General features: G+C 66.5%; 18 protein-coding genes. 8 read left to right on the forward strand and 10 right to left on the reverse strand.

Features of this window, described 5'->3' with window-relative positions:
• Window positions 1-32: 32 nt before the first annotated feature.
• The 3 genes from AC6JAC_RS22180 to AC6JAC_RS22190 all read left to right on the forward strand — a co-directional run bounded on the left by AC6JAC_RS22180 (window position 33) and on the right by AC6JAC_RS22190 (window position 2,492).
• On the forward strand, window positions 33-278 hold the full coding sequence (locus AC6JAC_RS22180; RefSeq protein ID WP_497966693.1) for a hypothetical protein: 246 nt from the start codon (window positions 33-35) through the stop codon (window positions 276-278).
• 380 nt (window positions 279-658) lie between these two features.
• Window positions 659-1,786: an L-talarate/galactarate dehydratase gene (locus AC6JAC_RS22185; RefSeq protein ID WP_497966695.1), complete on the forward strand. Its 1,128-nt coding sequence runs from the start codon at window positions 659-661 to the stop codon at window positions 1,784-1,786.
• 10 nt (window positions 1,787-1,796) lie between these two features.
• Window positions 1,797-2,492 (forward strand): FadR/GntR family transcriptional regulator, encoded by a 696-nt coding sequence (locus AC6JAC_RS22190; RefSeq protein ID WP_028272362.1) that lies wholly within the window; start codon window positions 1,797-1,799, stop codon window positions 2,490-2,492.
• 60 nt (window positions 2,493-2,552) lie between these two features.
• Here AC6JAC_RS22190 and AC6JAC_RS22195 read toward each other — a convergent pair whose 3' ends face one another.
• Window positions 2,553-3,488: a LysR family transcriptional regulator gene (locus AC6JAC_RS22195; protein ID WP_497966697.1), complete on the reverse strand. Its 936-nt coding sequence runs from the start codon at window positions 3,486-3,488 to the stop codon at window positions 2,553-2,555.
• Between the two features lie 121 nt (window positions 3,489-3,609).
• Between AC6JAC_RS22195 and AC6JAC_RS22200 the strand changes: the two genes are divergently transcribed.
• Both AC6JAC_RS22200 and AC6JAC_RS22205 read left to right on the forward strand, forming a co-directional pair.
• The gene (locus tag AC6JAC_RS22200; RefSeq protein WP_497966699.1) at window positions 3,610-4,911 is read left to right on the forward strand and encodes a glucarate dehydratase family protein; all 1,302 of its coding nucleotides are present in this window, start codon (window positions 3,610-3,612) and stop codon (window positions 4,909-4,911) included.
• Window positions 4,905-5,954, forward strand: coding sequence for a 2-hydroxyacid dehydrogenase (locus AC6JAC_RS22205; protein WP_497966701.1), 1,050 nt, complete (start codon window positions 4,905-4,907; stop codon window positions 5,952-5,954). Before AC6JAC_RS22200 ends, AC6JAC_RS22205 begins: the two co-directional genes overlap by 7 nt.
• Here the strand turns inward: AC6JAC_RS22205 and AC6JAC_RS22210 are convergent.
• From AC6JAC_RS22210 to AC6JAC_RS22235, 6 genes are read right to left on the reverse strand one after another with little or no spacing between them, the layout of a single operon-like run.
• Window positions 5,947-6,672 (reverse strand): sulfite exporter TauE/SafE family protein, encoded by a 726-nt coding sequence (locus tag AC6JAC_RS22210; protein WP_454697201.1) that lies wholly within the window; start codon window positions 6,670-6,672, stop codon window positions 5,947-5,949. The genes AC6JAC_RS22205 and AC6JAC_RS22210 overlap by 8 nt on opposite strands.
• A gap of 10 nt (window positions 6,673-6,682) precedes the next feature.
• Window positions 6,683-7,723: an ABC transporter ATP-binding protein gene (locus tag AC6JAC_RS22215; protein WP_028272358.1), complete on the reverse strand. Its 1,041-nt coding sequence runs from the start codon at window positions 7,721-7,723 to the stop codon at window positions 6,683-6,685.
• Entirely contained in the window at window positions 7,716-8,795 is a 1,080-nt protein-coding gene (locus AC6JAC_RS22220) for an ABC transporter ATP-binding protein (protein WP_497966704.1), read from the reverse strand. The genes AC6JAC_RS22215 and AC6JAC_RS22220 overlap by 8 nt, the downstream gene beginning before the upstream one ends.
• Window positions 8,792-9,790: an ABC transporter permease gene (locus AC6JAC_RS22225; protein ID WP_497966706.1), complete on the reverse strand. Its 999-nt coding sequence runs from the start codon at window positions 9,788-9,790 to the stop codon at window positions 8,792-8,794. The genes AC6JAC_RS22220 and AC6JAC_RS22225 overlap by 4 nt, the downstream gene beginning before the upstream one ends.
• Before the next feature lie 8 nt (window positions 9,791-9,798).
• Window positions 9,799-10,728 carry an ABC transporter permease gene (locus AC6JAC_RS22230; protein ID WP_497966708.1) on the reverse strand — a complete coding sequence of 310 codons (930 nt, stop codon included), beginning with the start codon at window positions 10,726-10,728 and terminating at the stop codon, window positions 9,799-9,801.
• Window positions 10,729-10,753: 25 nt separating this feature from the next.
• Window positions 10,754-12,313, reverse strand: coding sequence for an ABC transporter substrate-binding protein (locus tag AC6JAC_RS22235; protein ID WP_497966710.1), 1,560 nt, complete (start codon window positions 12,311-12,313; stop codon window positions 10,754-10,756).
• A gap of 308 nt (window positions 12,314-12,621) precedes the next feature.
• Here AC6JAC_RS22235 and AC6JAC_RS22240 point away from each other — a divergent pair, with 308 nt between their 5' ends.
• The 3 genes from AC6JAC_RS22240 to AC6JAC_RS22250 all read left to right on the forward strand — a co-directional run bounded on the left by AC6JAC_RS22240 (window position 12,622) and on the right by AC6JAC_RS22250 (window position 15,516).
• Complete coding sequence (locus AC6JAC_RS22240; protein WP_497966712.1) at window positions 12,622-13,572, forward strand: 2-hydroxyacid dehydrogenase; 951 nt, start codon at window positions 12,622-12,624, stop codon at window positions 13,570-13,572.
• On the forward strand, window positions 13,569-13,961 hold the full coding sequence (locus AC6JAC_RS22245; protein WP_028272352.1) for a universal stress protein: 393 nt from the start codon (window positions 13,569-13,571) through the stop codon (window positions 13,959-13,961). Before AC6JAC_RS22240 ends, AC6JAC_RS22245 begins: the two co-directional genes overlap by 4 nt.
• 187 nt (window positions 13,962-14,148) lie before the next feature.
• The gene (locus tag AC6JAC_RS22250; protein ID WP_028272351.1) at window positions 14,149-15,516 is read left to right on the forward strand and encodes an MFS transporter; all 1,368 of its coding nucleotides are present in this window, start codon (window positions 14,149-14,151) and stop codon (window positions 15,514-15,516) included.
• Here the strand turns inward: AC6JAC_RS22250 and AC6JAC_RS22255 are convergent.
• From AC6JAC_RS22255 to AC6JAC_RS22265, 3 genes are read right to left on the reverse strand one after another with little or no spacing between them, the layout of a single operon-like run.
• A complete protein-coding gene (locus tag AC6JAC_RS22255) occupies window positions 15,444-16,280 on the reverse strand; it encodes an ABC transporter permease (protein WP_347896872.1) in 837 nt (278 codons plus the stop codon). The two genes, AC6JAC_RS22250 and AC6JAC_RS22255, sit on opposite strands and share 73 nt — an antisense overlap.
• Window positions 16,277-17,134, reverse strand: a complete 858-nt coding sequence (locus AC6JAC_RS22260; protein ID WP_497966715.1) for an ABC transporter permease — start codon at window positions 17,132-17,134, stop codon at window positions 16,277-16,279. The genes AC6JAC_RS22255 and AC6JAC_RS22260 overlap by 4 nt, the downstream gene beginning before the upstream one ends.
• On the reverse strand, window positions 17,131-17,964 hold the full coding sequence (locus AC6JAC_RS22265) for an ABC transporter ATP-binding protein (protein WP_497966717.1): 834 nt from the start codon (window positions 17,962-17,964) through the stop codon (window positions 17,131-17,133). Before AC6JAC_RS22265 ends, AC6JAC_RS22260 begins: the two co-directional genes overlap by 4 nt.
• Window positions 17,965-17,967: the final 3 nt, after the last annotated feature.

Consider the following 17,967-nt stretch of genomic DNA (forward strand, 5'->3'; position numbering starts at 1 on the left):
GACTTCAGGCAGATGCTCCAAAAGGAATAGAGATGACCGGAAACTTTGAAACCCCGCACTTCCAGGAAATCAGGGGCGAGCAGCCACTGCAGATCAGTGAAGACCTCAACGGCGCCGTGGCCACAGCAGTTGCCCATGCCATGGACATTGGCGGACACGGCGTACTCGTGACCCAACACAGCCCCACGTTCTATACGGTTTCGCTCAGCCGCGATGTTCCGCATAGTCAAATCCGGGAACGACGTGCAACGGAATCCATCACCACCGGACGCCACTAGCGAGTCCCCCGCGCTTACTGCGATCCACAAACCAGCGAAACGGCCGGCCCGTGTCATGGGAGAACTCGAGTCCTTTCTGCTGCTCTCAGTAGGAGAGTTCCTCGAGGTAGAGAACAAACGCCCCAAACAGCACTGGCAGCGAGCCGTGGACGTCGCATGTACACGGAACTGGGCGAACGGAAGTTGGTCGACAGCGAAAAGCATCGAATCAGCCAACCTGCCTGACCGCCCGCAAGCTACGGCTCGACCCCGCCGAACAATGCCGACGCCGCCAGCCGCTTCCCTGGCGGCCGCCCAAATTACTTGTAATACAAGTTTCCAACTTGTAGCATAAGAACAAGGGGCGACGAAGCCCCTTTCAGATTCCGAGGAGCCCCCCCATGAGCACCGTAGACCTCATCCGCCACGTCAAACTTTCCACCGCGAGGCTTCCCCTTGCCGTGCCGATCAGCGACGCCAAGGTCTTCACCGGCCGCCAAAAGCCCATGACCGAGGTGGCCTTCCTCTTCGCTGAAATCACCACCGAGCAGGGCCACAGCGGCATCGGCTACAGCTACTCCAAGCGCGCGGGCGGACCCGCCCAGTACGCGCATGCCAAGGAGGTGGCCGAGGGCATCATCGGCGAGGACCCCAACGACATCGGCAAGATCTACACCAAGCTGCTCTGGGCCGGCGCCTCCGTGGGCCGCTCGGGCGTGGCCACCCAGGCGCTGGCCGCCATCGACATCGCCCTCTACGACCTCAAGGCCAAGCGCGCCGGCCTGCCTCTGGCGAAGCTTCTGGGTTCCTACCGCGACTCGGTCCAGACCTACAACACCTCCGGCGGCTTCCTCAACGCCTCCCTCGACGAGGTCAAGGCGCGCGCCACCCAGTCCATCGACGAAGGCATCGGCGGCATCAAGATCAAGGTGGGCCTTCCGGACAGCAAAGAGGACCTGCGCCGCGTCGCCGGAATCCGCGAACACATCGGTTGGGACGTCCCGCTCATGGTGGACGCCAACCAGCAGTGGGACCGCGCCACTGCCCTGCGGCTGGGCAGGCAACTGGAGGAATTCCACCTCGTGTGGATCGAAGAGCCGCTGGACGCCTACGACTTCGAAGGCCACGCCCACCTCGCCAACGTCCTGGACACCCCCATCGCCACCGGTGAGATGCTGGCCTCCGTGGCCGAGCACAAGGGCCTGATCAACGCCAACGGCTGCGACATCATCCAGCCCGACGCTCCCCGCGTCGGCGGCATCACCCAGTTCCTCCGCCTCGCCGCACTGGCGGACGAGCGCGGCCTGGGCCTTGCCCCGCACTTCGCCATGGAGATCCACCTGCACCTCGCCGCCGCCTACCCGCGCGAACCGTGGGTGGAGCACTTCGACTGGCTGGACCCGCTGTTCAACGAGCGACTCGAAACCAAGAACGGCCGCATGCTGGTTCCGGACCGCCCCGGCCTCGGCGTGACACTCAGCGACCAGGCCCGCGCCTGGACAACCGAGTCCGTGGAGTTCGGCGCGTAACCTTGAACGCATGAGCCGGAACCTGACCGCGGACCTCGCCGCCGATCTTCGCACCCGCATCGTTGACGGCGTCATCCAGCCCGGAGACAAGCTCCCCAGCGAAAACACGCTGATTGGCGAGTTCGGCGTGAGCCGCACGGTGGTCCGGGCGGCCCTGACCCGGCTCCAGGCTGAAGGACTCGTGGAAACCGAACGCGGGCGGGGCAGCTTTGCGCTGACCCCGCCCCCGCACGGCGATCCGCATTCCCCCGGCGGGCGGCCGGTGGCGAGCCTTGAGGACCGGCTCCACCTGCTGGAGTTCCGCATCGGCGTCGAGGCGGAAGCTGCGGCACTGGCGGCCCGAAACCGGACGGACCGGCAACTGAAGGCAGTCCTGAACGCCCTGGAGGAGTTCACTGCCAGCGGCGACCACCCGGCGCATGCCATGAAGTCCGACTACGAATTCCACAAAGCCATCGCCGCGGCGACGGGAAACCCCTTTTATTCGGACTGCCTCGCGTCCCTGGGCCAGACCATGATCGCCATGCCGCGCACCCGGCTGATGACCGGCGTCGAACACTACGCCCGCGACCACTTTGAACAGGTGGTCCACGAGCACGAATCCATCTATGCGGCCATCGCGGAAGGTGACGTGCCGTCGTCGTCGGCTGCAATGCGCAGCCACCTGGCAAACTCGAGACGGCGGCTTAGGGACGGACGCCAGTAGCCCCGGCCAGCTGCCGCTGCCGGGCGAAACCGGCCGCGCGTCCGGGAAGCGCGCCCCCGCTCAGGCGTGAAGGTCGGCCAGCCGTTCAGGCGTGTCGATCAGCTTCAGGAGCCGCAGGACTGCGGGGTTGGCTGTCTCTTCGTTCCATGCCAGCTCCAGATCCACGCGGTTCAGCTCCTGGATGCCGTGCCGTCCGTCAATCTCGTGGAATTCCACCCCGGCGGGCGCGAACGCCATGGCCGAGGCGGGGACAAGCGTCACCCCCAGACCTGCCTGGACGAAGGCCAACAGGGCCGGAACCTGGCTTGCGTACTGCGTGACGTTGGCGTGGGCGCCGGCGCTGGCGAACAGCCGGAGCACCAGGTCGTGGAAGTACCGGGCCTCTTTGGTGGAGTACATCAGCAGCGGCAGCCTGTCCAGGGACCCCAGCGGCAGCGGCTGACCCGCCGGCACCGCCATATTGCCCAGCAGCGAACTCCCCTCGGGCAGCGCCACCACCAGCCGGTCCTGCATGAGCGGCCGGGACACTACCCCGGGCCGGGCCACGATGGGCCGCAGCAGGCCGATGTCCACGCTGCCCTTCACCAGCCCGTCCATCTGGTCCGTGGAGACCAGTTCCCGGAGCACAAAGGACACGCCCGGCATCCCCTCCGCGGCCCGGCGCAGCATCAGCGGCAGTGCACTCTGGCCGGCGATGGCCGTGTACCCCACGGTGATGGCACCTGCTTCGCCTGAGGACACCCGACGGACATCCAGGTCCGTCTTGATGCACATGTCCAGGATCTGCCGCGCCCTCGGCAGCAGGGTGGCGCCGGCGGCGGTCAGCTCCACTTTCCTGCTGGTACGGCCGAAAAGCTGGGTTCCAAGCTTCTTTTCGAGCATCTGGATCTGGCGGCTCAGCGGCGGCTGGGTCATGTTCAGCCGCTCAGCCGCGGCACCGAAGTGGAGCTCTTCAGCGACGGCCACGAACGCCTCTAACTGGGGTAGGGAAAACATTCATACCTTTACTGAATTGTTGAGTGCACAAATTGGCTTGGACTTGGATCGATGACTCCCCTTATGGTCGGTGAACGGAGCAGGTAAATCAACCCCCGAGCCAATCAAGGAGCACAGCGCTGTGGACCAGGCATACGATCCCGCCCAGTACGTCAACCAGGCCAGGATCACCGGCGTCTCCATCACGCCGGTGGCCTTCAAGGACCCGCCGCTGCTGAACACCGTGGGCGTTCACGAGCCGTTTGCGCTGCGGGCCATCGTGGAGGTCCAGACGGACGCCGGGGTGTCGGGCTTCGGTGAAACCTACGGCGATGCCGGCCACATTGCCCGGCTCCGGCTCGCCGCGGCAGCCGTGCCCGGCACGGACGTTTTCAACATCAACCTGCTGCGCAGCCGGATCGCCCAGGCACTCCGGCAGGACACCATCCAGGGCGGCCACGGCATGAGCGGCATGGTCACCGGTTCAAGCACAGCTGACCGCGTGCTCTCCGCGTTCGACGTCGCCGCACTGGATATCCAGGGCAAACTCCTCGGCCGGCCGGTCAGCGACCTCCTGGGCGGCGCCGTCCGTGACTCCGTGCAGTTCAGCGGGTACCTGTTCTACAAGTGGGCGGGCCATCCCGGCCAGGCGGACGACGCCTGGGGTGCGGCCCTGGACCCCGCCGGGATTGTGCGGCAAGCCCGGACCATGGTGGACCGCTACGGCTTCAGCGCGCTCAAACTCAAAGCCGGCGTGTTCCCGCCGGAAGAAGAGATTGCGGCTATCCACGCCCTCCGCGCCGAGTTCCCCGACCTCCCCCTCCGCATCGATCCCAACGGCGCCTGGACAGTGGAGACCTCCATCCGGGTGGGCAAGGAACTGCACGGCGTATTGGAGTACCTTGAGGACCCCACACCAGGCATCGAAGGCATGGCGGCCGTCCGCCGCGAGGTCGGCATGCCCCTGGCCACGAACATGTGCGTGGTCAGCTTCGCGGATGTGGCCCCTGCCGTGGCGGCCGGCGCCGTGGACGTCATCCTCTCGGACCACCACTTCTGGGGCGGCCTCCGCCGGACCCAGTTCCTGGCCGGCATCACCGAGACATTCGGCCTTGGCCTGTCCATGCACTCCAATTCCCACCTTGGCATCAGCCTCGCCGCCATGGTCCATTTGGCGGCGGCAACCCCCAACCTCGACTACGCCTGCGACACGCACTGGCCCTGGAAGGACCCGTCGGAGGACGTCATTGCCGGCGGTGTGTTCACGTTCAAGGACGGCGCCGTCCAGGTCCCCACCGGCCCGGGCCTCGGCGTCGAGGTGGACCGCGACGCCCTGGAACGCCTGCACCGCCAGTACCTGGACTGCGGGATCAGGAGCCGGGACGACACCGGCTACATGCAGCGGCTCCACCCCTCCTACGAGCTCCAGGGCCCCCGGTGGTAACCACCGCGGACCAGGCTCCGGATGGTCTTGAATCACTGAAAATCGTGGTCACCGACCCCATTATCAGCCGCTTCGAGGACCGGTTAAAGGTCGACGGCGGCACTCACCAGTGGGACATGGCGGCGGCTTGGACTCCGGGCCGCCGGCTGGACGCCCTGGCGGGCGCCGACGTCGTGGTTTGCTCCTCCCTGGGCCCAGCGGAAGCGGAAGCTGCCGGCCGCGTGCGCCTGGTCCATGTGACGGGTGCTGGCTACGACAAGATTTCCTTCCCGCACCTGCTGCCGTCAGCCGTGGTGGCCAACACCTTCCATCACGCACGGCCCATCGCCGAGCACGTCCTGATGGTCACCCTGATGCTGTCGCGCAATGTCGCTGCCGCCGACCGGGACGTCCGCCAGGGGCAGTGGCGGACCATCGCAACGGACCGCGACGTGCCGTTCCATCCCGTCCTCGCCGACCTGACACTGGGCCTGGTGGGCCTGGGGTCCATCGGAGCCGAAGTCGCCCGCGTGGCGGGAGCGCTGGGCATGAAGGTCCGCGCTGTGCGGCGCAATCCGGCAGCCGCCCTGCCGCCGGGGGTCCGCCTCGACTGGGTGGGCGGAAACCACGAGCTCCACGGGCTCCTGGCGGCGTCCGACGTCGTGGTGGTGACCGTGCCGCTGGATTCCGGCACGGAGGGGATGATCGGGGCGGCGGAACTGTCCGCCATGAAACCCTCAGCGTTCCTTATTAACGTGGCACGCGGGCCGGTGGTGGATCAGGCGGCACTGTACGCGGCCCTGAAGGAGCGGCGGATCGCCGGAGCCGGCCTCGACGTCTGGTGGGGATCACCCGCGGACGGCGTGATTCCGCCCGCTGAACTGCCCTTCGCGTCCCTGCAGAACACCGTGCTGACCCCGCACCATTCCGGCCATGCACGCACCACCTTTGAACGCAGGGCGGCCGATATTGCCGCCAACATCGGGCTGCTCGCACGGGGCGGGAAACTCGCAAACCTGGTGCCGCGGCCCGTCCCGGCTGCTGGTCCCGTCCCGTCTACGTAGCCGCCAGGACCAGCTGCACGATCAGCAGGGCGCTTCCCAGCGCCGACGCACCCAAGGCCAGGGCCTTCAGGCGTGCGGCGTTGAGGAAGCGGTTCACGAACCGGGATGCCGCGTAGCCGCAGACGGCCGCCGGAACCATCCACAGCGCCAGCAAAAGCATCTCCGCGGTGACAGCTCCGGTCATCCACAGCATCAGCATCGAAATCGACGATCCCACCATAAAAAAGGCACTCATCGTGCCGCGCAAGCGGGGGCCGTCGTGTCCCTGCCACACCAGGGCCATGGGCGGTCCCCCGATGGAGGTGGCGGTGCCCATGATGCCGGAGGCTGCGCCCGCGGCGATCAGGTTGGCGCGGACGGGCCGGGGAGCCCAGCCGCGGCCCGCCAGCGCCAGGCCGCTCAGCACCACGGCCACCACCACCCAGGCCAGGCCCTCGCGGGACAGTGCCGTCACCAGCCACGCCCCCAGGAAGCTCCCGGGAATCCGTCCTACCAGGGCCCAGCCCGTGCCACGGAGGTCCAGGCTTTGCCGCTCCCGCACAGTGACCATGACGGTGACCAGCAGGGCCAGGAGGATGAGCGTGGCGGGAAGCAGCGCCGGATCCACCATCGCGATCACCGGCGCTGCCAGCATGCCCATGCCGAAGCCGCTGGACGCCTGCAGGCATGCGGCCAGGAAGACCACCCCGGCGATGAGGGCATATTCGGCACCGGTCACTCGGGACCACTCACTGGACGGGCACGGCAGCGGCAGGTGCAGCGGCGCCGGTCAGGCCTTTGATGGAGTCGAGCGGGAAATGGCATTCTGCAACATGCTTCGTACCGTCAGGGGCGGCCAGGACCTGCGGTTCCGGTGATACTTCGGCGCAGATGTCCTGGGCTTTCCAGCAGCGCGTCCGGAAGCGGCAGCCCGACGGTGGATCCAGCGGAGAGGGCAGCTCACCCTGGAGGACAATCCTGTCCCGCCTGGTTCCGCTGACGTCCAGCTTCGGGGACGCCGACATCAGGGCCGCCGTGTAGGGGTGGCGGGGATGGTCAAAGACTTCCTCGGTGGCCCCGGTCTCGATGATCCGTCCGAGGTACATCACGGCCACCCGGTCCGCCACATGGCGGACCACGGTCAGGTCGTGGGAGATGAAGATGTAGGAAACACCGAGTTCCTGCTGGAGCTCATTGAGCAGGTTCAGGACCTGCGCCTGGACGGAAAGGTCCAGTGCCGAGACCGGCTCGTCGAGGATGATGACGTCCGGGTTCAGCGCCAGGGCCCGGGCAATGCCGATGCGCTGGCGCTGCCCGCCGGAAAATTCCTGCGGCGACTTCCTGGCGTCTGAGGGACGCAGCCCCACCATGTGCAGCAGCTCACTCACCCGCGCCTGGCGCTCCCGGGACGTCGGGTAGAGGCCGCGGTGGGTGGCCCACGGCTCGGCGATGATGTCGCCGGCGTTCATCCGGGCGTTCAGGGACGCGAACGGGTCCTGGAAGACCATCTGCACGCGCCGCCGCCAGCTCAGCAGTTCCTTCCCGCGAAGCCCGAAGGGGTTGGTTCCCTCGAAGGTCACGGTTCCTTCATCCGGTGTTTCCAGCATCATCAGGGTCCGCGCCAGGGTGGACTTGCCGCAGCCGGACTCGCCCACCAGCCCCAGGGTCTCGCCCCTGCCGACAGTCAGGCTGATCCCGTCCAGGGCCTTGAGCCTTGTGTTCCCGCTGGCGCTCCTGGCCACGTGGAAGGTCTTGGTGACTCCGTCGATTGTCAGAAGCGGCTCAGACATTGTTGATCTCCTCGCTGAAGTGGCAGGCGGCCGTGCGGGCAGGCCGCGGTTCCGTGCCGGAAGGGATGGCTGCCGGGCGGAGCACGGGCCGCTCGGCCCGGCAGATGTCCTGCACCAGCGGGCAGCGGGACTGGTAGACGCAGCCGGCGGGAATGTCGTGGAGCTCCGGCGGGCTGCCGGCGATGGACTTGAGCTTGGCGCCGCGCTCCAGGTGGACGGGGACGGACTCCAGCAGTCCCTTTGTATACGGATGGCGCGGATCGGCGAAAACTTCGGAGACGGGTCCGCTTTCCACCACATTCCCGGCGTACATCACGGCCACGGAGTCGGCCTCCTCGGCCACCACCGCAAGGTCGTGAGTAATGAGGATGACGGCCATCTGGCCCTCCTCACGGAGCTTCCGCAGCAGCTGCATGATCTGTGCCTGGACCGTGACGTCCAGTGCCGTGGTGGGTTCATCGGCGATCAGCAGGCGCGGGTTGAGGGCCACGGCCATGGCGATGAGGATGCGCTGGCGCATGCCGCCGGAGAACTGGTGCGGGTAGGAATTGACCCTGGATTCCGGCTCGGGGATGCCGACGCGTTTCATCAGATCAATCGCTTCAGCCCGCGCCTGCTTGGCGTTCAGCCCGCGGTGGATGCGGAAGGCCTCGCCCAGTTGCGTCCCCACCGTGTAGACGGGGTTCAGGGCAGTCAGCGCGTCCTGAAAAACGATGCCCAGCTCGGGCCCGGCAAACTTGAGCCGTTCCTTGGCGCTGAGCGCGGCGAGGTCGGTGCCGTTGAGGACAATCTCGCCGTCGGCGAGGTCGCAGACGGGGTCCATGATCCCGGCGAGGGCCTTCGCTGTCATGGACTTTCCGCACCCTGATTCGCCGAGCAGCGCCAGGGTTTCCCCGGCACGGGCTTCGAATGCCACGCTGTTGACGGCGCGCACGGTGCCGCGGTGCGTGCGGATGTCCACGGCAAGGTCTCGGACCTGCAGGACGACGTCGTGCGCTTTGGCCTGGCCGGTGGCAGCGCCGGCAGCTTCGCCGGCGCGCTGGATAGGGGCTTGTTGGGCAGCTGTTTTCACGGCTGTGCCTCCTTGGCTGGGATACGGGCGATCAGCCGCTTGCGGGGTAGTGCCAGGCGCCAGCGCTGGGCCGGATCGGTGGCGATCCGCAGCCAGGCGGCGAGGACGTTGGCGGCGATGGTGGTGACCACGATGGCGACGCCCGGGAAAATCGAGAGCCACCAGGCGGTCTGCAGGTACTGCCTGCCCTGGGAGACCATCAGGCCCCAGCTGACGTCCGGCGGCTGGATGCCGATGCCCAGGAAGCTCAGCGAGGACTCGGCGAGCATGACATAGCAGAACTCGAGGGTGGCCAGCGTCAGGAGCGTCGGCAGCACCACGGGAATGACGTGCCGGGCGATGATGGCATTGGGCTTGGCACCGAATGTGCGCGCCGCATCCACGAACGTCCGGCTCTGCAGCTCCGCCGATTCGGCGCGGGCAGTGCGCAGGTAGATCGGGATGCGGGTGAGGGCCAGGATCAGCACGATGTTCGCTGCGCTGGGGCTGAAGACATAAAGCACGACGACGGCGAGCAGCAGGGAGGGGAAGCTCATGATCACGTCGGCGATGCGCATGGAAACGTTCTCCCGCCAGCCCCGGTGATAGCCGGCCCACACGCCCCACAGGGAGCCGACCACCAGGGCCACGGCCACCGCAGGCAAGGCGACGGACAGGGTGGTCCGGCTCGCCACGACCAGCCGGGCCAGCATGCTGCGGCCCAGGGAATCGCTGCCCAGGAAGTATTCCCAGCCGTGCGCCAGTGTGAACGGTGCCTTGTTGGCGAACAGCAGGTTCTGTTTGGTGGCCAGGTCACCCATCAGCGCAGGTCCGACGAGCGCGGTCAGGCCGATGAAGACCAGGATCAGCGCAGAGACGGTGGCAAAGCGGTCCCTGAGCAGGAGACGGAAGAGGCTCAGCTTTCCATCCTGTTTTCCGTCCTTCTTTTCATTCTGGGGTTCGAGGGCCGCCGGCAGCGTCTCGGGTGCCGTGCCCTCAGTCAGTGAACTCTTCATGGCTATTCCTAGGCCTTGACCGTGACGGGACGGACGCGCGCGTCCAGCAGCGCGTAGCCCATGTCGATAAGGATGTTCAGGGCAAAGATCGCGACGGCGGTGAGCAGGACGGCGGCCTGAAGGACAGCGAAGTCCCGTTGCAGGATCGAATCGATCATGAGCTTTCCAATGCCCGGCCAGCCGAAGATGGTCTCCACCACCACCGCGCCGTTCACGAGGCCCACGGTCAGGTCGCCGGCCACCGTCAGTGCGGGCGCGGCAGCGTTGCGCAGTGCGTGGTGCGTGACCACTCGGAGTTCGCCCGCGCCGCGGCTTCGGGCCAGTTTGATGTAAGGCTCCGAGAGGGCTGAGACCATGGAGCCGCGGACAATCTGGACCAGCACGCCGAACGGCCGCAGGAGCAACGTGGCGATGGGCAATACCCAGGCGCCGGCCCCCGACACACCAGATGTCGGGAGCCAGCCCAGGGTGATGGCGAAGACCCAGATGCCCACGATTGCCAGCCAGAAGTCCGGAATCGAGGCGGCAGCCATGGAGACGAAACTTGAGATGCGGTCCGCGATGCCGTTGGGCTTCAGTGCAGCCCAGCACCCGACCACCAGCGCCAGCAGCACGGCCAGCAGCATGGTGGTGGCGGCCAGCTGCAGGGTGGCCGGGAAAGCCCGCAGTGCCATGGCCGCGGCATCCTGCCCCGTGCGCAGTGACTGCCCGAAATCGAGCCGGAGCACGCCGCCAAAGTAGTCGGCCATCTGCACCAGCAGCGGCTGGTCCAGTCCGTTGCGTGCGGTGAAATCGTCGCGCATCTGCTGTGTGGCATTCAGCGGCAGGTACAGGCTGGCGGGGTTTCCCGTCATCCTGGCCAGCGCGAACACACCAACAATCACCACCACCAGCGGCAAGGCGCTGGAGACAATCCGCTTTCTCAAGTAGATCAGCATGGCTGTCCTTATCTCCGGGTCCGGGCTAGTTTGCCGGGGTCATTTCCGAAACACGCAGCTCGTCGCCACTGGACGAATTGGGCGTGTACTTCACGGACTTCGCCTTGCCGATGATGCCGGTCTGGTGCGAGATGTGGGCGAACTGGACCACTTTGTCGTTCTGGTAGGCGAAGATGTCCTCAAAGTCCTTCTTCCGCTCGTCACCGGAGGCCGCATCCGCCTTCTTGATCATGGCGTCGAACTCGGGGGTGCCGAAGTAACTCTGTGCTCCGGTGGACAGCATGTATTGGTCCACGGTGAAGGCTGCATCGCCGGCCTGGTTGCCGTGCTGGGTCATCAGGGCCACTGCGCCTTCATCATCGGGGAACGGACGGACCTGGTAGGTCAGGTGCTGGCTGGTTTCGAGCATTTTGAGCTTGACGTTCAGGCCGGCCTGGCTCAGCTGCTCCTGGAGGACCTGGCCGAGTTCGGTGATCTTCGGGAACTGCGCGCTCCGGACCACCAGCGAGATCTGAGCGGACGTATCAACGCCGTCGGCCTTGGCATCGGCAACGAGGGACTTCGCCTTGTCCAGGTCAAACGGCCAGGCCTTCAGCGCTGAGTTGTGCCCCACGATGCCTTCGGGAACCAGCTGTGCGGCTACCTGGTGCTTGCCCTGGTAGAGCGAGTTGACGATTCCCTCCTTGTCGAGGGCGTAGTTGACTGCTTGGCGGACACGGATGTCATTGAGCGGCGCCTCATTGGCATCGAGCCGCAGGGCCACGGTCTCGTTGTTGGGGTAGTCCACCCCGAGGTCTCCGATGTTGTCGTCCGGGCTCAGCCCCATGGCAACATCCGCCTCGCCGCTGGTGATCATGGCAGCGCGCACCGAACTCTCGGAGCGCCACTGGTACTCGGCCTTGGCGTAGGCGGGCTTGTCTCCCCAGTACCCGTCCCAGCTGGAGAGGGTGATCTTCTGGCCGGCGTCCCACTTCTCGATCTTGTAGGGACCCGTGCCGATCGGCTCACGGACCTTCTCCGTGGCGCTGGTGGACGTAGGAACCACCTCGAGGAAGGAAAGGCGCAGCGGCAGGATGGGATCAGGTTCGGGAGTGGTGACGGTTAGGGTGGTGGCATCCACGGCCTTCACGGCGAGGTCCGCGTCGCCGAAGACGTAGCCTTCCACGTTGCAGCCGAGCTTGGAGTTGACCGCCCTTTCGATGGTGAAGGCGGCGGCTTCGGCATTGAACGGCGTGCCGTCCTGGAAGGTCACACCTTCGCGCAGCTTGAGGGTCCACTCGGTATCCGTGGTGGCCTTCCATTCAGTGGCGAGCTTGGGCTCGAGTTCGCCACTCGTGGGATTGCGTTCAATCAGGGGTTCGGTGACGTTCGAACGCACCACGACACCGGTGGACGTCAGGTTCGACTCGCAGGCTTCCAGCGTGGGCGGCTCCTGGCCGAGCACCACGCGCACCGTCGTCGAGGAGGCGGCGCCGGCGTCGGAATTGGCCACGGAACAGCCGCTCAGACCGAGCACCGCGACGGATGCCAGGGCCGGCCATTTGAGCAAGGCGGCGGGAAATGGGGGCTTTGAAGAAGACGTCATTGGATTCCTCCGAATTGGGTGTTTGCGGCAGGGGGTGCTCTTGCACCAGTGGAACCGGGCAACAAGATCAGGTCGTTCGGGCCGCGCTGGACTCAAGCTAGTTGAGGTCCACAGGCTCCACAAGGTTTCTGCCGGCCGCCGGAGCCGCGCCGCAGGGCCGCTTCCGGGCACCGGCGCCCTGTGACGGGCACCACTCATCCCGGAAATCCGCGTGGTTCCGCCGGAGTACCTCAATCGATTCACTTCGGGCATCGAACCATGCCATTTACATGTTGGACGCGTATGGATCCGAAACCTAGGGTGCAGATATGAAGAACACCGCCGTCCTGCAGGTAGGGCCACTGATGCCAACCGTCCAAGAAGCCATCCGGAGCGAGTACGACGCCGTGCGCCTCCCCGACTCCACCCCCGAGCGGGAGGAATTCCTGCAGCACCACGGCGGATCCTTCGAGGTCGCCGTGACCTCCGGAAAGTTCGGCGTCGGCCCGGACCTGATGCGAGCCCTTCCCGGCCTCCGCGCGGTCATCAACTTCGGCGTCGGCTATGACACCACGGACGTTGCCCAGGCCGCCCGGCGCGGCATCACGGTCAGCAACACCCCCGACGTCCTTAACGACTGCGTGGCGGACACCGCCATCGCCCTGTACCTCGACGTCCTGCGCCGGGTGAGCGCCGCGGACCGGTTCGTCCGCCGCGGTGACTGGCTCAGCAAGGGCAACTTCCCCCTCGCCACCAGGGCCAGCGGGAAGAGAGTGGGCATCCTGGGCCTCGGCCGGATTGGGCGGGTCATCGCCCGCCGGCTGGAAGGATTCGACTGCGAGATCAGTTACCACAGCCGCAATCCGGTGGACGGGGTCAGCTATGAATACAAGGCCTCACCGCGCGAGCTTGCTGCCGGTTGCGACGTCCTGATTGTCGCCGCCGCGGGCGGGTCCGGCTCGGCCAAACTCGTGGACGCCGACGTCATCGACGCCATCGGTCTTGACGGCTACCTGATCAACATCGCCCGGGGAACGGTGGTGGATGAGGACGCCCTCGTGGCTGCGCTGCTGGCCGGGCGGCTGGCCGGGGCCGGCCTGGACGTCTTTGCGGAGGAGCCGAAAGTCCCGGAGGACCTCCTCGCCCTGGACAACGTGGTCCTCCTGCCGCACCTGGGCAGCGGAACCCACGAAACGAGGGCGGCGATGGCGGAACTTACGCTCGCGAACCTGCGGCAGTTCGTTGCGTCCGGGTCGGTCCTGACGGCGGTGCAGGCATGAGCGTCGCAGTGGGATATGTTGCCAGCCAGGAGGGCCGGGCCGCCCTGGGTGCCGCCATCGGAGAGGCTGCACTGAGGAAGACCGGGCTGCAGATCATGGGCCCGGTGGCGGGCGAAGCTTCCGCGGAGGCGGAGTCGGACATCCGCGAAGCCATTGCTGCCGCGGCCGCAGCGGGCGTCCAAGCTACCCTCCGACCCAACGAGGGCATTGACGCAGCGGACGTCATGATCGACGCCTCCTACGAGGAAGATATTGAACTGGTGGTGATAGGCGTCCGGCGCCGCTCCCCGGTGGGGAAGCTTTTTCTTGGCAGCACTGCCCAGCGTGTCATCCTTGAGGCAGGATGCCCGGTCACGGCGGTGAAAGCCGACGTCGGCCCGCGGACCTGAGCCGCGGCCAGTTCGCCCCGGATTCCCCGCAGTGCCCCATGGGTATCACGCAATGCAAAAAACGTGTTGGACGTGCATCGCCGCGGTTGAATAAAGTCAAAGGGAAAGCTGTGGCGAGGACCACAAAGGACTGGCCGCCCGGTCCCCCGCAGCGCATGCTTTTTCATCGATTCAGAGGATTTTTCCCATGCAGTCTGTCGACATCGCTGTCACGGATCTGGCGTCTGCCACCAAGAAGTTCTTCCGGCGCGTCCTGCCCATCATGCTGGTCATGCTCGTCTGCAACCAGCTGAACCGTTCGAACATCGGCTACGCCCACGAGCACCTGGAAGCGGATGTCGGCATCGGCGCCGCAGCCTACGGTTTCGGGGCAGGGCTGTTCTTCATCGCCTACGCGATCTTTGAACTGCCCAGCAACGTGATGATGGAGAAATTCGGTGCCAGGGTCTGGCTGACCAGGATCATGGTCAGCTGGGGCATCGTTTCCTTCCTGATGGCTTTCGTGCAGAACGAAATGATGTTCTATGTGCTGCGCTTCCTGCTGGGAGCGGCCGAGGCGGGATTCTTCCCCGCCGTCATCTTCTACTTCGCCCGCTGGGTACCGGCCGGCCAGCGGGGCAAGGCCACCGCCATTTTCATCGCCGGTTCCTCGGTTGCCGCCGCCCTGTCGGGGCCCATCGCCGGAATGCTGCTCAGCCTCCAGGGCGCCCTGGGATTCCGCGGCTGGCAGTGGCTCTTCGGTTTCGAAGGACTGCTCTCAGTGGTCGTTGGCATCACCGTCTACTTCCTCCTGGACGCCAGGATCGAGGACGCCAAATGGCTGACCCTCAAGGAAAAGGCTGCACTCATCAGCGCCATCGCCAGCGAGGATGCCCAGCACACCAGCAGCCAGGACACCAAAATCAACCGCTGGAAGATGCTGCTGAACCCGCAGATCCTCCTGCTGTGCGGCATCTACTTCTCGGTCCAGCTGTCCATCTACGCCAACACCTTCTGGCTGCCCAGCATCGTCAAGCAGATCCCCGGCACCACGGACCTGAGCGTCGGTTTCCTGTCCGCCATTCCCTGGGTGTGCGCCGTCGTCGCCATGTACTTCGCGGCCAAGTGGCAGGACAAGGCCACCTCCAAGCGCCCGCTGCTGGTGGTTGCCCTGCTCGTGGCCGCCGTGGGAACGTTCGCGGCGGCCGTCGCCACTCCGGTCCTGGCCCTGGTGTTCCTGGCCGTCGCCGCGATGGGTTTCAAAAGCGCGTCCCCGCTGTTCTGGACCATTCCCCAGTCGGGCCTGCATCCCCTGGTCCTGGCACCGGCCATCGCCATCATCAACTCGCTCGGCAACCTGGGCGGCTTCGTGGCGCCGTTCGGTTTCGGCATCATCAAGGAACAGACCGGAAGCGTGGTGCCGGGACTGTTCGCCCTGGCGGCGGCATCCACCCTCGCCGCCGGCCTGGTGTACTTCCTCAAGGAACGGACGACGACGGCGGGTCACCCGGACGCCGACGGCAACCTCCCGGACCGCCGCAGCATGGCCTCCTCGAGCAGCGCCACCACGGTGTAGAGGATGATCGACACCAGGGTGATCACCACCACCGACGCCCACACCTCGTTGTTCCTTGCCCGGGACACGGCAGAGATGATGGCGTAGCCGATCCCCTTCCCCGTGGCGAGCCACTCCGCCAGCAGCGCGCCGGTGATAGCCCCGGGAATGGAGACTTTCACGGCGGTGAAGAAGGCCGGCAGGGACGACGGCAGGGCCACTTTCAGCAGGGCGGTCCAGCGTGATCCGCCATAGACGTCGATGACTTCGAGCATGGCCGGGGACGCCGAGCGCAGCCCGAACACAAGGGTGACCAGGGCGGGGAACAGCACCACGATTCCGCCGATCGCTGCGACCGCCGGTTCCTGCCGGCCGAAGACCAGGATGATGATGGGCGCCAGCGCCACGAGCGGAACGGAGCGCAGCAGCATGGCCACCGGCATCAGGGCGTTCTCCACACCGCGGAACAGGACGAACACACCGGCAATCACCACGGCGCCCACCATTCCCGCGGTGAACCCGAGGAACGCGTCCACCATGGTCTGGCCGAGGTTCTGCAGGACAGCTTGACGGTTGGTTTCCGCGGCCGGCACAGCGAACAGGAAGTTGACCACGTCCAGCGGGCCCTTGCCGACAAAAGGCGAGATGTTGAAGATCTTGAGCAGCGCCACCCACAGCAGCAGCACCACGGCCAGGGAAACCAGCAGGCCCACGCCCGCGCGGCCCGCACCTTTCAGTGCGGCCAGGCCGGCCGCCGGACCCGTCTTCATACGGCCGGCATTCATGATGCCGCCTGGCGCCCGGAGGACCACGGAGCCACGAACCGCGCCAGCAGCGCGAAGGCTCCATAGCCGGCCCCGGCAAGCAGTCCCGCCACCAGGGCGACACCCCAGGCCCTGGCGATCTCGAGGTTTTGTTGCGCGTTGACGAGGGCAGGTCCGATGCCCCGGTCCACGCCGCCCACGTATTCGCCCAGCACGGCGCCCAGGACGGCGGCCGGGACGGCGATCTTCAACGCGTTCAGGATCCCAGGCAATGCGGAGATGAGCTGGACTTTCACCAACTGCATCAGCCGTCCCCCGCCGTAGACCGCCACGAGGTCCAGGCTGGCCCGGTCCGCGCTCTTCAGCGCCGCCAGCGCGCCCACCACGGTGGTGAAGAAAACCGAGATGCCCGCCAAGAGGACGGCCGTGCCGGACGATTCCCCGCGTGCGGGCGAGCCGATGACGATGAAGGCCAGCGGCCCGATGGCCACGATGGGCAGGCAATAGCTGATCACCGCCAGCTGGGTGACCAGCCGTTCCAGGGACGGAAGCACCAGGACGCTCGCGGACAGCAGCAGTGCAGCGGCGTTCCCCCACAGATACCCCGCGGACGCTTCGGCCGTTGTCACCGCCAGGTTGGGCCAGTAAAACCCGACGCCGTCGCGCGCCAGTTGCCCCAGGACTTCCGGCGGCGTCGGCACGGCACCGCCGGAACCGTCCGCACTGGCGCCCACCCCGGAAAGCACCGTTGCGGCGGCCAGCCACCAGAGCGCAACCGTGGCTGACACGCCGATCGCGGCCGCGGCCCACGGCGGCAGCGGCCGGGCCGCCGTCGTATTTAACAGCCTCGCACTTAACAGAAAGGGCCGTGTCACGGTGACTCCACTTCCTCAAGGGGCGCGCCGGCGTCGCCGAACAGGAGCTCGGACGCACGGTCACACAGCGCGTGGAACTCCGGCGTGCGCATCATCTCCGGAGTCCTGGGACGGGGCAGGTCCACGGTGATGATCTCCTTGATCCGGCCCGGCCGGGCGCTCATCACAGCCACCACGTCGGAGAGGAACATGGCCTCGGCGATGCCGTGGGTGACCATCAGGGTCGTGGCGGGCTTCTCCGTCCAGATCCGGAGCAGCTCAAGGTTCAGCCGCTGGCGGGTCATGTCGTCCAGTGCACCGAAAGGCTCATCAAGCAGCAGCACCGACGGCTTGAGCGCGAGGGCACGGGCGATGGACACCCGCTGCCGCATGCCTCCGGACAGCTGGCCCGGCTTTGCCTTTTCGAAGCCCTTCAGACCGATCAACTCCACCAGGTCATCCACCATTGCGTGGTCAACGGGGAGCCCGGCCACCTCGAAAGGCAGCCGGATGTTGGACACCACGCTCCGCCAGGGCAGCAAAGCCGGATCCTGGAAGGCGATCCCCAGTTCATGCCGCGTCCGCAGCTCGGCCGGCGTGTGACCGTCCACCGTCACTTGTCCGGTGGTGGGGGTTTCCAGGCCGGCAAGAATCCTCAGGATGGTGGACTTGCCGCATCCGGAGGGTCCCAGCAGGGAGAGGAACGTTCCCTTGGACGTCATCAGGTTGGCGTCCTCCAGTGCCACCACGCTCTTCCGGCCCATCCGGAAACTCTTGCCCAGGCCGCTGAGCGATATGCCCGTCCCGGAGAGCAGTCCTCCGGCGACGGCGTCCGTGCTCACTTCAGTCATGCG

The organism is Arthrobacter sp. KUASC02 (assembly GCF_059739395.1).